We start from the raw sequence: 13,934 nt of genomic DNA, 5'->3' as shown, positions 1-13,934 counted from the left end.
TTTAGCGAACGCGAATATCTTCCTCTTTTATATCGGAGCTAAAGCCGACGCCCTGCACGTGAATATTAACTTCCACTACATCAAGACCGGTCATGGATTCAATGGCCCGTTTTACATTTTCTTGCACTTTTAACGCTACATCAGGAATTCTCGCGCCATACTCCACTATCACATAGAGATCAACAGCCGCTTCTTTCTCGCCGACTTCTACTTTAACGCCCTTAGATAAATTCTTCTTTCCGAGCATTTCAGCAATCCCGCCTACAAGTCCGCCACTCATGCCAGCTACTCCGGCAACTTCCGTAGCAGCCATACCAGCTACAATACCGACGACTTCATCAGCAATACGAATCGATCCTACATCGCCCCGCGCTGTTCCATCCTTTTTGCTTTCTTCCAAGAAGAAACCCCTCCAATATAAGCAAACCACTCTCTATTTCGCTTTTATTCTTACCTATAAGGTCGGTTACTAACTATCATATTATACCAGAGACATTATCATTTTACTATTTCTTTCCCTCTAAAAAAATTCTCTTTTATTTCTAGTATTCCTCTTTTTACATGAGAGCTTCTCTTACGGTTTTGCACTAATTGTAATCTCCTCTGCTTTCACGTTGGCTACGCGATGAATAATATCAGCAATTTGCAATACATCGTCTCGCGACAGACTAGCGCTCTTCACTACCGCGCTAACCGATTCTTCGCGAATAAAAACAAGTGCATCATAAAAGCCTTTTGATTTAATGAGATTTTCCATTTCCAATTCTTTCTGCTTATCCTGCATTAAACGAAGCACAGAATCTTGTGCATGACTGCGCGCTTCTTCTGTTGGTGAATTGCGGATAATCTCTCTAAGGACCTCGGCTTTTTCACTGCGCACTTTTTCTCGTTCCAGGCGATATTCCACAAAAAAATCAGGACTTGCCGCTATTTGCAACGCCTCACTATGATTTTGACTGACAGGAAGCGCATTTAGCTGCATTTCTGCTTGCTTGCTGCTATCTTCTCGATATACCTTAACGCCCCAAAAAGCGGCGCCTAGCATCACGAAACAAACGAATACTAGAAAAGTTTTTTTACGGCCTATTGTCATAACCATACTTTTCCCTCACCTTCTCTGGGGTAATACAGTAACCCGATAAGCTGCAATTCCGAGCCCTGTTTCCACGGCTTTCGTCAAGTTAGCCTTCACACTAGAATCGCCCGCGCCTTCGGCAATCACTAGAACACCTTTCACTACCGGTTTCGTTTCATTTACAATCACAGGTTTATCAATCCCATTTTCTTTAGCTAGCAGAACTTGTTCGTTTTTCTTATTTTCCGTTGTGGTGCGCACGCCCCCTGATGGATCTTTTTCCTGGATTGTGCGGCTCTCGGTCGTTGCATTTTTGGCAAACTCCGTACTAGCGCCAGCTGCTAGCGTGACCTGTACCGTTACCGAACCAGCGCCTTTCACCTGTGATAAAAGATTGGCCAACTTTGCTTCTAAAACTTCCTCTTGCGTTTTTTCCACTACAGATGGTAATTTCATATCTTTCGTAGTGACATCTGTTTTGACGGGATTCTCCCAAAAACTACTTACGCCAATCAGCATAAACCCAGCTAAAGCCAAAATAAAAATCTTGCTGTTATGTTGCAGGTAGAGAATCGCTTTTTTTAATCCCGCCCTAGCAAAAACTTCCGATAATTGCTGTTGCACCAAGATCCCTCCTTTTTGATTTGTTTATTCTACAATAATTTTTTCTGGGGCAACCTGATAAAGCTGAGAAATCATCGCGACCATCTTTTCTTTCAGTTCCGGCGAAATTTCTTTTCGCGCCGGATTTACTGCGGGAATCACAACAGGCTCGATTCCTTGCTTATAAGAACTGATGACTCGCACATGCACACCGCCCAACTTAGTGAGGGAAGCTCCGTCTTTGTCCGTGGCAAGCGTCACGGTTACCTGAACATCACCCACACCATCAAGTAACAGCAACGCTGCCCGAATTTGTTTGGCGATCTTGTCGTCGTTAAACGTTTGGCTGTTATTGTTGCCACTCTTAGCACCACTACGCGAGCTCTCGTAAGATTCACTTAGCTTTTGTTCTAACGTTGGCAGCATTTTAGGATCAAAAAAGGTAAGGACAGGTTGCAACAGTGCCAGCATAATGAACAGCCCGACAACAACCTGGGTAAAGCGGCGCATTTGACTACTTGGCAGTAACAATTCCAAAAAAGCGGAAAAAAGCAAGATACAAACAATAGTTTTCAGCCAAGCGCTTGCTGCAGTTATCATAAAATGTCGCTCCTAATGCCACAAAAGGGCTAAATTTCCCACACCAATCAACATGGTAATGACCAAAAAAAACATTAACGTCACCGCAAGGACTGCGCCAAAAATCAGTAATAAATTATTCCCGATTCCTTGCAAACAGGCTGCCAGTTTTGCATCGCCTAGCGGCTCTACTAAGGCGCCTGCCAACTTAATTGTAATGATTAAAGAGAGAAGCTTTAACAAGGGTAACAGACATAGCAGGAAAATAACGAAAAGGCCAAAAATCCCGACCCCGTTTTTTAGCAACAAAGACGCGCTCATTACAACCTCTACTGTGTCAGCAAACATCTTACCCACTACCGGAATAAAAGTTCCTGCGGCAAATTTAGCGGTTCTGAGACTCACGCTATCAGCCACGCCGCCAGCGGCTCCCTGTACCGTAACAAAACCAATAAACACAATAAGCAGTAAGCCAAGAATAACTAAAGCTCCCTGTTTTAGTAACGAAGCCAATTGTACCAGTCGATATTTTCCCGCTAGATAATTGACGCATTCCAGTACAGTAGAAAAGATTAATAGCGGCAGTACGACATCTTTTACCACTGAACTCGTAGCATTTACAATAAAGAGCATGAGGGGCGTAAAAAGTGCTGCTGATGTAAAAGCGCCTACGGCAGTAAGCAGCGAAAGCAAGACAGGCAGCAACGCTTCCATAAATCCCACCATACGATCTACGGTCTGACCAGCTGCCAGCACGACCTCGTAAAAAATATGAAGCGCCATTACACTTAAGAAAGCAAAACAAAGGCTTTGGCAAAGAAGGCTAATTCCTGACCGCTCAAAAGAATTTTCGATATTTTGTAAGAGAGCGCAAAATACAGCGAGAACAAGTATTTTCCCTAGTAGTAGCAGATTTTTTTTTCCTTCTACTGTCAGTTTTTCCATGATAAATCGACCGAAATCAAAAGATCCGCCAGCAAACCCCTTCAAAGAAAACTCCATAACCGACGCGGCTGTCAATTCCGGAACTTTCCCCTGAAAATCCCCGTTCATTTCTCGGACAAATTGATTGACTGTATCTAGTGATAAAGTTTCAAATAAAGGCGCTGTCAATGATTCAGCATCTTTTTCACTCTGTGCTGCTCCTACGCCTGGCAAAAGAAAAAATCCTAAAAAGAGCAAAATGCTTATGACACGTTTCATCATTTCACCTCAAGGTAACAGCTTCGTAACAGTATCTAACACTAAAGCCAAAACTGGGACGGCCATAACCATAACGAGAACTTTGCCAGCAAATTCAATTTTCCCCGCAATAGCGCCCTCATTGGCGTCACGGCATATCTGCGCGCCAAATTCTGTAATATAAGCAATTCCAATAATTTTTAAAATGAGTCCAAGATATAAGGGATCTAAATTGGCGCGATGAGCTAAATCCTGAAATACATTTAGAATGACGCTCAGTTTACCAAGCACAAATAAAAAAATCAGTGCTGTCAGGGCCAAACTAAGTTGCAGGGCAAATTCCGGTCTATCGCCTTTGATTAGCAGGCTGAGCAGCGTTGCAATAAATCCGATGGCTACAATCTGCACAATATCCATGAGGCTTCCCCCTACATGAGCTTAAAAACATCTTGTACCGTAAAAAATAATTTACCAAGCAATTGAACAACCCAGAGTAAAACGAGCGCAAATCCGGCCAAAGTGCATAAATGAGCCATATCTTCTTTCCCAGCCTGCTTAAGCGCGGTATGAAATACAGATACTAAAATTCCTACGCCAGCAATTTTAAACAGCATTTCGAGTCCCATAAACCGTCCCTCCTATAAAAGTAAAATGACTACAGTTAAACTGCCGCAAAATCCTAAATACCGAAAAAGTTTCACATTTTTTTCCCTTTCCACCAGAGCCTGCTTTTCAATTTCTCGTAGCTGTTCCTGCGTCGTTTGAAATAAGGCGCTATAGCCATTCGGGTTTAATACAGGCAAATTGGCCGCCAACGCAAATAAAATATGCCGTTCCGGCTCTGCCAATGAAAGCTGGTTTCGGCTCTGCTCCCAAGCAGCAGCCAAAGCTTGCTGCCAAGAAAGATCTGGTTTTGTTTTCATTTGTCCGGCCGTAAATACAAACAGGTCATAAACGGCGCCATGAAGACCTTCCACACTAAATTTCAGTGCGGATGTCAAGGGCATGGCTAGATGCTCAATATAAGAAGCCAGCGAAGTAAGCGCCAAAATTAAATCTTGTAGCTCAACAACGCGCTTTTGAAACCGCTGGGCATAGTAAAACCCTTGCAAAGTCCCTGCTAATAAAATCAACAAACAGCCTGCGACTTTTAATACCATAAACTCATCTCCCTATGAACAATCACTAAAACTGCTTTTACGCATCGGATAAAGCGCTTGGCCCGTCTCGGCCTCCACAATTTGTAAAATAGTGCCTGGAGTAGGCGTATTTCCTAGCAAAATATACCGAGAAAAATATCGTTCTTCAATTAGTCTTCCAATATAAGGCCGCTGCCGAACCTCATCAACCGTGCGACCATGAACGCTAGCAATCAAAGCTACACCGGCATGAATTGCCTCTGCTATCGCCTGAGCGTCTTCCGCCCGACCAAGTTCATCCGTAATGATTACATCAGGCGCCATCGAACGAATCAGCATAAGCATCCCCTGCGCTTTGGGGCAAGCGTCAAGAACATCTAACCGAGGACCAAGATCTACCGTCGGAATTCCGTCGCGACAGGCGGCAATTTCTGATCGTTCGTCAACAAGCCCGACTTGTCTCCCCTGCTGTGAAAGCTCTGGTAAACCGCAACTAAGCTGTCTGGCAATGTCACGCAATAGCGTTGTTTTACCACAACGCGGCGGTGATATAATGAGAGTGTTACAGAGAAAATGATCCGGGCAAAACAAATAGGGCATAACCGCATCAGCGCAGCCAAGGACTTCCCGACAAAGACGAATGTTTAGTGAACTGATAGCGGTAAGTGCGGCTATCGTCTTTTCTCTTACGACAACTTGTCCGGCTAGGCCAATCCGATGGCCGCCGTGAATCGTAATAAAACCTTCTTTTAATTGTTCCGAAAAAGCATAGAGCGAATGTTGGCTCATTACATAAAGCATCTGCTGAATTTCTTCGGCTAAAAGCGGCTCCAGCACGTTGCCACTGCTGTCACGCAGCCACTCATCGTCTTTACTAGTTACTAACAGCGGCGCCCAACCAACGCGCAGCCGAATTTCTGTTAACAAGAAAAGAAACGTTTGATCAAGTAGCTCACAGGCAGAACGGATTCGCGGTACGAGAAAAGACCAAATCGTCTGCCAACGCATTTCTTCCATGATCCTGTCCTCCTTCTCTTTACATAGATATAAACAAGACTAGTTATTTATGATAGCAAAATAAAACTGCTGCAAAAAGAATTTTTCTAAGTTAGAAAAACTCTTTTTGCAGCAGTTTTTACAAAGGAATCTTTATTCACATAAGGAAAAATTGACTCATAAAATTATAAACCAGGATGACTTATATCATGATCATGATACTCAGGACATTCTACTTCCATATAATCATCATCTAAGGTATCTACATAAACTTCTTCTTCTAAATCACTGAGATCATCGTCGATCGTTTCAACATACTCTCCCAGTTCTTCTTGCGACAGAGACAATCCCTCAATTTCTCCCGCAAATGTATCAAGCGCATCAATCACATGAATGAGCAGCTTTCCTTCCGCCGAAGCGTCATTTACATTTAAGCCCTTCTTCAATCCCTGCAAATAGGCGACTTTTTCTTTAACAGCTGATGACAAATAAAAAACCTCCTTTTACTCCATGTAAGACGTCTAAGAGGTAGTATCCCCAAAGAAGCAAAAAACATGAACAAAGGAGGTTTTTTGTTTTATTTAAGCCCGTTCAATATAATCACCGGTACGCGTATCAACACGTAGTACATCGCCGATGTTAATAAACAAAGGAACTTTTACGACATAGCCAGTTTCCAGTTTTGCTGGTTTGTTGCCGCCTGTAGCCGTATCGCCACGAATACCAGGGTCTGTTTCAACAACTTCTAGTTCTACGGCGTTAGGCAGATCTACACCGATTACATTGCCTTGGAAAAAGTTTACGCCAATATTCATATTTTCTTTTAAGAAGTTCTTGCCATCGCCAAGTTGCTCTTCAGTAAGCGTAACTTGATCAAATGTTTCATTATCCATCATTACATAGCCATCGCTCTCATAAAGATACTGCATATCGCGACGTTCTACATGAGCTTTCGGCAATTTTTCACCAGCATTAAATGTCCGTTCTACTACGGCGCCTGTTTTTACATTTTTCAATTTAGCCCGCACAAAAGCGGCCCCTTTACCTGGTTTTACATGCTGGAAATCAACAACCTGCCAAACAGCATTATCGATTTCAATTGTTGTTCCAGTGCGAAAATCGTTTGACGAAATCATGAATACCCTCCTAATTACACTTTAATTCTATAAGTTCTTTGGTGCTTTGAGTCAGGATGCGACAACCAGAAGCAGACACAACCACTAAATCCTCTATTCTTACACCACCAAATCCAGGGATATAAATACCAGGCTCCACTGTCATCGTCATCTGTTCAGCTAAAACGTCCTGACAAGTAGGCGATAGACGTGGCTCCTCATGAATGGCAAGACCAACAGAATGTCCTAAACCATGACCGAAATAATCGCCATAGCCAGCAGCAGCAATTACATCCCGCGCAACCTTATCAACTTCAGAACATACCCTGCCTGCCTGAATCTCTTGCAAAGCAGCCAGCTGAGCTTTCAGTACTGTATCGTAAACGGCGCGCTGTTTCTCACTGGCTTTGCCTAAAGCAACCGTACGAGTCATATCAGAGCAGTATCCTTTATAGACCGCGCCGAAATCAAAGGTAATGAGTTCTCCTGGCGAAAGCATTTTTAGCGACGCTTGTCCATGCGGTAAAGCACCACGCTCGCCTGAGGCAACAATTGTATCAAAAGAAGTTTTTTCAGAACCTAGTTTTCTCATAGCATATTCAAGCTGCGCTGCCGCCTCAAGCTCGGTCATACCAGGACGAAGCAAGGTAAGCAACTGGTTAAAAGCCTGATCGGCAATTTGAACTGCCTTGTCTATGTAAGCTAATTCCTCATCATCTTTGATTTGCCGGAGTTCATCAAGCTTTGTCGCCAGCAAAGTTTTGCCCTGCAAAGTTTTCTGCAGTTTTTCATAAGTATCTACTGTGAGCTGATCTGCTTCATAGGCAATAACTTCCAATGGATGGTCCTGCAGCCATACGGCTATATCACTAAACAAATCCGTTCCATGACGTATCACCGTAAAATCAGACGCTTGGGCTTTGGCTTGCTCGACATAGCGAAAATCAGTAAATAGCACTTGTTCGGTATTCGTAATGAGCAAGACACCAGAGGATCCGGTAAATCCGCTAAGATATTGACGATTTTTCCCTTTTGTTACAATTACAGCTTGCGCTGAAATTTTTTGCAATAAATACCGACATTTTTGCAATCGCCCTTGCATGGGCTGCCATCTCCTTAGGGCCTTTTTACGAGGCAATCGAGTATATTAGCCTTTATATTTTAGCATAGATCGCTCTATTTGGCCAGAATATTCTTGTCACTTCTGCTGCATAACTTCACGAGCCACTGCACCAAATAAAGGCGCGGCCACTTCGCCACCCGAATGTCCCTCTTCGACGAAAACTACAATGACATATTGCGGATTGTCGCGAGGGGTATAACCGGCAAACCATGCATGATTGATGCCCTTACCGCCTGAATCGGCGCGCCCTGTTTCGGCCGAACCAGTTTTTCCAGCGGCGCCATAACCAGAAATAGCAGCTTCCTGGCCAGTACCGTAGGAAGTAACAGCCGCCATCATCTCACGCAGTTGCCTTGCGGTAAGCACCTGAAGCAGCTGTTTGCTGCTGTCAGCAGATCTTTCCGCAACCAGCTTTGGCTCTACCAACACTCCATCATTGACAATCGTACCAACAAGCGACGCCAACTGCAGCGGTGTTACCTCACAACTCCCCTGCCCAATCGACAAATTGGCAAGATCGCCGGGAAAAACCTGATCGACTGGCGGTAAATGCCCTGCATCTTCATCAGGCAAGGACAAACTCGTTTTATGACCAAAACCTAATTTGTCAGCATAAGCTAGCAATTTTGTTGCGCCTATTTTTTGTCCGACTTCAATGAAAACAGGATTGCTTGAAAAAGCCAAAGCGTCTTGAAATGATATTTTACCGCGCGGCCCTTGTTTATAGTCCCAACCAAAAAATCGCAGCTTATCAACATCAATATACCCAGCATCATAAAAGACCGTTTCTGGTGTAACGATACCTAAATCTAAAGCGGCCGCCGCTACGACAAGTTTAAATACAGATCCCGGCTGATAAGCTGTAATCGCTCTGTTTACCAGTGGCGAATAGGGCTCTTGAAACGAACGCGCTACTTGGGCGGGCGAAAAATTGGGTCGCGAAACAAGCGCTAAAATTCCCCCTGTCTTTGCTTCCATGACAATCAGCGCTCCTCGCTTCATTCGCTGATCAGCCAAAACTTCTAGCTTTCGCTGCAAATTTTTATCTAGCGTAAGAACTATTTCTGACGCCTTTGCTTCCCCGCCGTTTACCTCTTTGTAGCCAAGACCAGGAATCAAATTTTCTTCACCATCAAGCATTGCCGCTACATAACGTTCCTCAGAGCTTGTGAGCAGCAAATCATAACGAGCTTCTAAGCCGGTAATCCCATGATTTGTTTGATCCACATAGCCAATCACATGGGCGGCAGGCTGGTTCGATTCGTAACGAAGCGGTACTCTCACGGCAATAAGACCAGGGATAGGGCACTCTTTATTTAAAAACTGGCTAGTTGCTTCACTGACAAAAATATGAGATCGCTGTGGCTGCTTAGCTAAGGCTAACCGAAGAATCACGGCAAGCGCTTGTTCTGGTATAATACCGGTCAACTTCTCCCGAATCGTTTGTTGATCTGGCATTTCCGCCGGAAACAGAAATAGTTCATAAGCAACAGTACTATTCGTTAATTTTTCATGATGTCGATCGAAAAAATCCCCGCGCTTTGTCTCTGCTGAAATTTCCTGTACGCGCCCATGAAGCCCAGCTAGAGCCAAGCTTTTCCCTTCATAAAGTTGCAGATAGCCTAGCCGAAGCATGAGTAGACCGACTAGGATACCGAGTAAAATAGTAATTTTTCTCAGCCGTTTTGCAATAATTGCCATACTGTCACCTCAGTGATAGTATGGCAATTTTCTCAACTCATTTATACAATTTGAATCGCCACAGGCATTGTCAGTAAAATATCCATTACGGTCTGATACGTATCAGGCGTAACTCGAATCATAACAAGACCAGTCTGATTGTCAACGGTAGTCAGTACGCCAAGGTTTTCATACCCCTCAAGAAGCCGATTCACATAATTAATATCATGTTTATCGACTTGGGCAAAAATAATTTCAAACATCTTGCTTCACCTGCCGCCGTAGCATGGCCAGAGGACTAACAGGCTGACTCATCGGCATCGTGATAATCTGCTGTGGATGAGGCGCTACTAAAATTTCCGCTCCCGTATCATCATACATCGCAGTAATTGTCTGCGTAAAGGCTGGACCAACAGGCTGGGCAATTTCAATTTCTTCGCCAACCTTCATATTGTTACGCTGCTCGACTACAGCTAGTTTCGTGACTGGATCGTAACTTTTTACAAGTCCGATAAAATCATGGGTCTGGCTATAGCTGCTCGTACCGTAAATTTGGTCCTGTTCACTTGTTTTGTTAAAATAAAAACCAGTTGTATATTCCCGATGGGAAACCTTCTGCAATTCTTCCAGCCACTGCGGTCGAATTACAAAGGCCGCTGGATTTTCAAAGTAACTGTCAATCGCCTCACGATATACTTTAATCACAGTCGCCACATAGTGAACGCTTTTCATGCGGCCCTCAATCTTCAAACTAGAAATATCAGCTTGCAGCAAGTCTGGCAAAAACTCTAACAAACATAAATCTTTTGAGTTGAAAATATAAGTTCCCCGTTCATCTTCCATAACCGGGTAGTATTCGCCAGGACGTTTTTCTTCCATAAGAGCATATTTCCAGCGACAAGACTGCACACAGGCGCCCCGGTTTGAATCACGACCAGAAAAATAATTACTTAACAGACAGCGTCCCGAATAGGAAATACACATAGCGCCATGAACAAAAGTTTCTAGTTCTACTTGCACCTTAGCGCGAATATCACGAATCTCTTGCAAAGAAAGTTCTCGCGCCAAAACAACACGAGAGACGCCCAGTTCTTCCCACATTTTCACCGAAGACCAATTCGTATTATTGGCTTGCGTACTGACATGAATGGGCAAATCAGGCGCTGTATCGCGTACAATTCGATACACGCCTAAATCAGCTACAAGAACAGCATCAACTTGAATCGAGGCTAAAAAGCGAATATAGTCTGGCAAATCGTCTAAATCATCATTATGAGGAAAAATATTGACTGTCACATAAGCTTTTTTACCTAGTTTATGGGTATAGGCTACTGCCTCTTTCATTTCATCTTCCGTAAAATTGCCGCTAAAAGCTCTCAGGCCGAAAGACTTGCCGCCAAAATAAACAGCATCAGCGCCGTAAGCTAAAGCCATAACTAATTTTTCAAAGCTCCCTACAGGAGCTAGAAGTTCCGGTTTATTCATGTATATCTCCTTTTCTCTCACTACCAATGCCTGTTCCGCTTCCCAAAAATCGAGAAACAGCTAACCCGTCGCCATCAGGAAAAATCTCCGTGGTAAACAGTTCCGGATTCGAAACAAGCTCTAGATAGGCTTTCAACCGCTTTACAATCGTGCGAAAGCGTCGCGGCGGCGCTTCCTGTCCCATTACATAGCCGCGAAACAACACATTGTCGGCGACAATAAGTGCATCTGCTGCCAACTTGCCTGTCAGCAACGCCTGCAGATAATGGACATAATGGCCTTTTGCCGCATCAATAAACACAAAGTCAAAGGGTCCTGTAAGTTTTTCTATCAGTGGCAGAGCATCACCGTATACAAATTCAACAGTAACAGCAAGGTTAGCTTGTCCGATCACATCTCTAGCCTTCGCTTGTCTATCTGCATCAATATCAATCGTAGTAATCGTACCGCCTGCCGCCATTTCTTGGGCAATCAACAAAGTGGAATACCCAATGGCCGTACCAATCTCCAAAACTCGCAGCGGTTTTTTTTGGCGTACTGCATCCAACAAAACTTGACTTCCGGCCTGTTGAATAATCGGCACATGCTGCAGCGCCGCATAGGCCTCCAGTTCCGTTAATAAATGAGAATGTTTCATGGCTGCACCTTAGCAATCATTGCTAAATGCTCTTCATAGGTCCGGCTGAAATGGTGAAATCCGTCTCGGTCAGCGACAAAGTATAAATAGTCCGTAGCTGCAGGATGAAGCACGGCCTGAATCGAAGCAATCCCGGGATTGGCAATCGGTCCTGGCGGCAGTCCTTGGTGCAGATAGGTATTATAAGGCGAAGGAATTTCCGTATCTTGTACAGAAAGCTCCGCTTTAGGATAGCCTAAAATATATTGAATCGTGGCACAAGACTGTAGTGGCATACTCTGTTTTAGACGATTTAAAAAGACGCCGGCAATCACTGGCCGATCGGCTTCTTTCGCCGCTTCTTTTTCTACTAAAGAAGCTAATATCACTACATCGCGAATCGAAAGACCCATATCCTTCGCCCTTGCTTGCATTTCTGGCGTAAATTGTTGACCAAACTGGCCTGCTAGCATTTCCAAGAGTTGCTTTTCCGTCACTTTACGGGGCAACCGATACGTATCAGGAAACAAATAGCCTTCCGCCTTATAAGCCGCAACCGGCGATGGTGCGACAAAAGGAAAGGGAATATACTCTTTCGCTAGCTTTTTAAACACATTGCCGTCGGCAATCTTGTTTTTATCAAGCAACTGCGCGATTTGCTCCACAGTATAGCCTTCCGGTATGGTCAACTTCTGGTAAGCTGTATCACCTTTAGACAACATCGACACAATTTTACCTATAGACATATCTTTTGTAAAAACATAATCGCCAGCTTGCAGGGAATTTTCTAAACCATAAATTTTCGCATAAACACGAAACACGGTCGCACTTGGAAATAAGCCCTTTTGTTCAAGAATTTGTCCGATTTTATCAGCAGTCATGCCATCTGTTACCTGCACTGTAACTTCATCTTTTTGATTGGCTGTCACCTGTGAAGCCGTAAAGCCATAAAAAACGACGCCTAGTAAAAAGATTCCTACGAGAAAGGGAATCACCCATTTTTTCTGTAAATAGGAACTTTGCGCCAAATAAGGATTAGCTTGTTTTTTATACTCGTCTAACCGCAGCTTATATTTGTTGAGTTTCTGCTTATCAAAGGGGTTCATTACATCACCTCGTATTAACCAAAAAGCGATTTTAGCTTTCTTATTATAGCACAGATTCCTATATTTCAACAGAAAAAAGGAGCCTTACGGCTCCTTAACTTATTCTGTAGATTATTCGGCGTCGTCCTCATCTTCTACTAACTGTTCGTAAGCGGCACGGACTTCTTCAAATTCTTCATCCGTTGGATCCACATAAACTTCTTCGCCTGTTTCATCTATATCAATTCTGGCAATAAACACATCGGCTTCAGCGCAGTCGCAACCATCTTCACCGCAACCGCAATCTTCTTCAATTTCAATCGGTACTAATATAGCATACCGTTTTTCTCCTACAGGAATAATCATATCTTCACGATAATAGAATTCGTTGCCTTCTTCATCTGTCATAACAACTACTAATTCTTCTTCTAGATCTTCCATGTCTTCTTTTTCAAAATCAGCCACGAGGATCACCTCTTTCATTCAAATGTAATGTAATTTTATCTTAGAAAAAACACCCTGTCAAGGCAGAAACTACCTTCCCAAACTGTCTAAATAACCTTGCAAAATAAAAACAGCAGCCATTTTATCAATGACTTTTTTCCGTTTGGCTCGGCTGACATCAGCGGCAATCAAGGATTTTGTGGCAGCTACTGTCGAAAGGCGTTCGTCCCATAAGACTACTTTTTGGAGCGGAAAATGCTTTGTTAATTCCTTGTTAAATTCTTCAACAAATTGACAACGCGGCCCTTCCGTGCCATTCATATTTTTCGGCCACCCTACTACAAAGGTGTCAACTTCATACTCAGCTACAAGTTCGGCCAACCGCTTCAAGTCAATTTCCAAGGATTTGCGGCGAATTACTTCGACGCCTTGCGCCGTTAGAGCTAAGCCGTCACTTACGGCTACGCCAATCGTACGATCGCCTACATCAAGTCCTAATTTCTTCATACTTTCTCCTACTCTTTGGCCTATCTTTATTCTTCCTTCAGGTAGGCTCTTACCAATTCTTCTAAAAGTTCGTCCCGCTCCAACTGGCGAATTAAGCCGCGAGCATTATTATAGCTAGTAATATAAGTGGGATCGCCGGAGATCAGATAGCCGACAAGTTGATTAATCGGATTATAGCCTTTTTCCTTTAAGGCTTGATATACGGTCGTAATAATGACAGCGGCCGCATTTTTCTCTTCTGCTTCTACCTGAAACATCATCGTCTGATCTGATACTTTATTCATAGAGCAGCCTCCTCACAAGCT

Annotated in this window: 20 protein-coding genes; all 20 read right to left on the bottom strand. The window is 43.6% G+C overall.

Annotated features, from left to right (window positions below; all coding sequences use genetic code 11):
- Position 1: 1 nt before the first annotated feature.
- Positions 2-400, bottom strand: a complete 399-nt coding sequence (locus AC0NJP_RS09590) for an Asp23/Gls24 family envelope stress response protein (RefSeq protein ID WP_474040385.1) — start codon at positions 398-400, stop codon at positions 2-4.
- A gap of 174 nt (positions 401-574) precedes the next feature.
- Positions 575-1,099, bottom strand: a complete 525-nt coding sequence (locus AC0NJP_RS09585; RefSeq protein ID WP_474699669.1) for a SpoIIIAH-like family protein — start codon at positions 1,097-1,099, stop codon at positions 575-577.
- Positions 1,100-1,108: 9 nt separating this feature from the next.
- Positions 1,109-1,699, bottom strand: coding sequence for a hypothetical protein (locus tag AC0NJP_RS09580; protein ID WP_474699668.1), 591 nt, complete (start codon positions 1,697-1,699; stop codon positions 1,109-1,111).
- Positions 1,700-1,723: 24 nt separating this feature from the next.
- Complete coding sequence (gene spoIIIAF, locus AC0NJP_RS09575; protein ID WP_474699667.1) at positions 1,724-2,278, bottom strand: stage III sporulation protein AF; 555 nt, start codon at positions 2,276-2,278, stop codon at positions 1,724-1,726.
- Positions 2,279-2,290: 12 nt separating this feature from the next.
- Positions 2,291-3,463 carry a stage III sporulation protein AE gene (spoIIIAE, locus tag AC0NJP_RS09570; RefSeq protein WP_474699666.1) on the bottom strand — a complete coding sequence of 391 codons (1,173 nt, stop codon included), beginning with the start codon at positions 3,461-3,463 and terminating at the stop codon, positions 2,291-2,293.
- A gap of 6 nt (positions 3,464-3,469) precedes the next feature.
- Positions 3,470-3,856: a stage III sporulation protein AD gene (gene spoIIIAD / locus AC0NJP_RS09565; RefSeq protein ID WP_474699665.1), complete on the bottom strand. Its 387-nt coding sequence runs from the start codon at positions 3,854-3,856 to the stop codon at positions 3,470-3,472.
- 11 nt (positions 3,857-3,867) lie between these two features.
- On the bottom strand, positions 3,868-4,065 hold the full coding sequence (gene spoIIIAC / locus AC0NJP_RS09560) for a stage III sporulation protein AC (RefSeq protein WP_474040391.1): 198 nt from the start codon (positions 4,063-4,065) through the stop codon (positions 3,868-3,870).
- A gap of 12 nt (positions 4,066-4,077) precedes the next feature.
- Complete coding sequence (locus tag AC0NJP_RS09555; RefSeq protein WP_474699664.1) at positions 4,078-4,599, bottom strand: hypothetical protein; 522 nt, start codon at positions 4,597-4,599, stop codon at positions 4,078-4,080.
- Positions 4,600-4,611: 12 nt separating this feature from the next.
- Positions 4,612-5,595, bottom strand: coding sequence for a stage III sporulation protein AA (spoIIIAA, locus tag AC0NJP_RS09550; RefSeq protein ID WP_474699663.1), 984 nt, complete (start codon positions 5,593-5,595; stop codon positions 4,612-4,614).
- 164 nt (positions 5,596-5,759) lie between these two features.
- Positions 5,760-6,062, bottom strand: coding sequence for a CD1247 N-terminal domain-containing protein (locus AC0NJP_RS09545; RefSeq protein ID WP_474040394.1), 303 nt, complete (start codon positions 6,060-6,062; stop codon positions 5,760-5,762).
- A 93-nt stretch (positions 6,063-6,155) separates the two neighbouring features.
- Complete coding sequence (gene efp / locus AC0NJP_RS09540; RefSeq protein WP_474040395.1) at positions 6,156-6,710, bottom strand: elongation factor P; 555 nt, start codon at positions 6,708-6,710, stop codon at positions 6,156-6,158.
- Positions 6,711-6,720: 10 nt separating this feature from the next.
- Entirely contained in the window at positions 6,721-7,791 is a 1,071-nt protein-coding gene (locus AC0NJP_RS09535; protein ID WP_474699662.1) for a M24 family metallopeptidase, read from the bottom strand.
- Between the two features lie 96 nt (positions 7,792-7,887).
- On the bottom strand, positions 7,888-9,513 hold the full coding sequence (locus tag AC0NJP_RS09530; RefSeq protein WP_474699661.1) for a peptidoglycan D,D-transpeptidase FtsI family protein: 1,626 nt from the start codon (positions 9,511-9,513) through the stop codon (positions 7,888-7,890).
- A 41-nt stretch (positions 9,514-9,554) separates the two neighbouring features.
- Positions 9,555-9,755: a DUF4911 domain-containing protein gene (locus tag AC0NJP_RS09525; RefSeq protein ID WP_474699660.1), complete on the bottom strand. Its 201-nt coding sequence runs from the start codon at positions 9,753-9,755 to the stop codon at positions 9,555-9,557.
- The gene (locus AC0NJP_RS09520) at positions 9,748-10,977 is read right to left on the bottom strand and encodes a peptidase U32 family protein (RefSeq protein WP_474699659.1); all 1,230 of its coding nucleotides are present in this window, start codon (positions 10,975-10,977) and stop codon (positions 9,748-9,750) included. Before AC0NJP_RS09520 ends, AC0NJP_RS09525 begins: the two co-directional genes overlap by 8 nt.
- On the bottom strand, positions 10,970-11,614 hold the full coding sequence (locus AC0NJP_RS09515; RefSeq protein ID WP_474699658.1) for an O-methyltransferase: 645 nt from the start codon (positions 11,612-11,614) through the stop codon (positions 10,970-10,972). Before AC0NJP_RS09515 ends, AC0NJP_RS09520 begins: the two co-directional genes overlap by 8 nt.
- Positions 11,611-12,699, bottom strand: coding sequence for an endolytic transglycosylase MltG (mltG, locus tag AC0NJP_RS09510; protein ID WP_474699657.1), 1,089 nt, complete (start codon positions 12,697-12,699; stop codon positions 11,611-11,613). The genes AC0NJP_RS09515 and mltG overlap by 4 nt, the downstream gene beginning before the upstream one ends.
- A 111-nt stretch (positions 12,700-12,810) precedes the next feature.
- A complete protein-coding gene (locus AC0NJP_RS09505) occupies positions 12,811-13,143 on the bottom strand; it encodes a DUF1292 domain-containing protein (protein WP_474040402.1) in 333 nt (110 codons plus the stop codon).
- Between the two features lie 69 nt (positions 13,144-13,212).
- Positions 13,213-13,629: a Holliday junction resolvase RuvX gene (ruvX, locus tag AC0NJP_RS09500; RefSeq protein ID WP_474040403.1), complete on the bottom strand. Its 417-nt coding sequence runs from the start codon at positions 13,627-13,629 to the stop codon at positions 13,213-13,215.
- 26 nt (positions 13,630-13,655) lie between these two features.
- Positions 13,656-13,913 (bottom strand): IreB family regulatory phosphoprotein, encoded by a 258-nt coding sequence (locus AC0NJP_RS09495; RefSeq protein ID WP_474040404.1) that lies wholly within the window; start codon positions 13,911-13,913, stop codon positions 13,656-13,658.
- Between the last annotated feature and the right edge of the window lie 21 nt (positions 13,914-13,934).

The sequence above is a fragment of the Pelorhabdus sp. sgz311002 genome, assembly GCF_056134285.1.
Note: the sequence above shows the minus strand (reverse complement) of the source record. Positions and strands in the feature narration are given on the sequence as shown.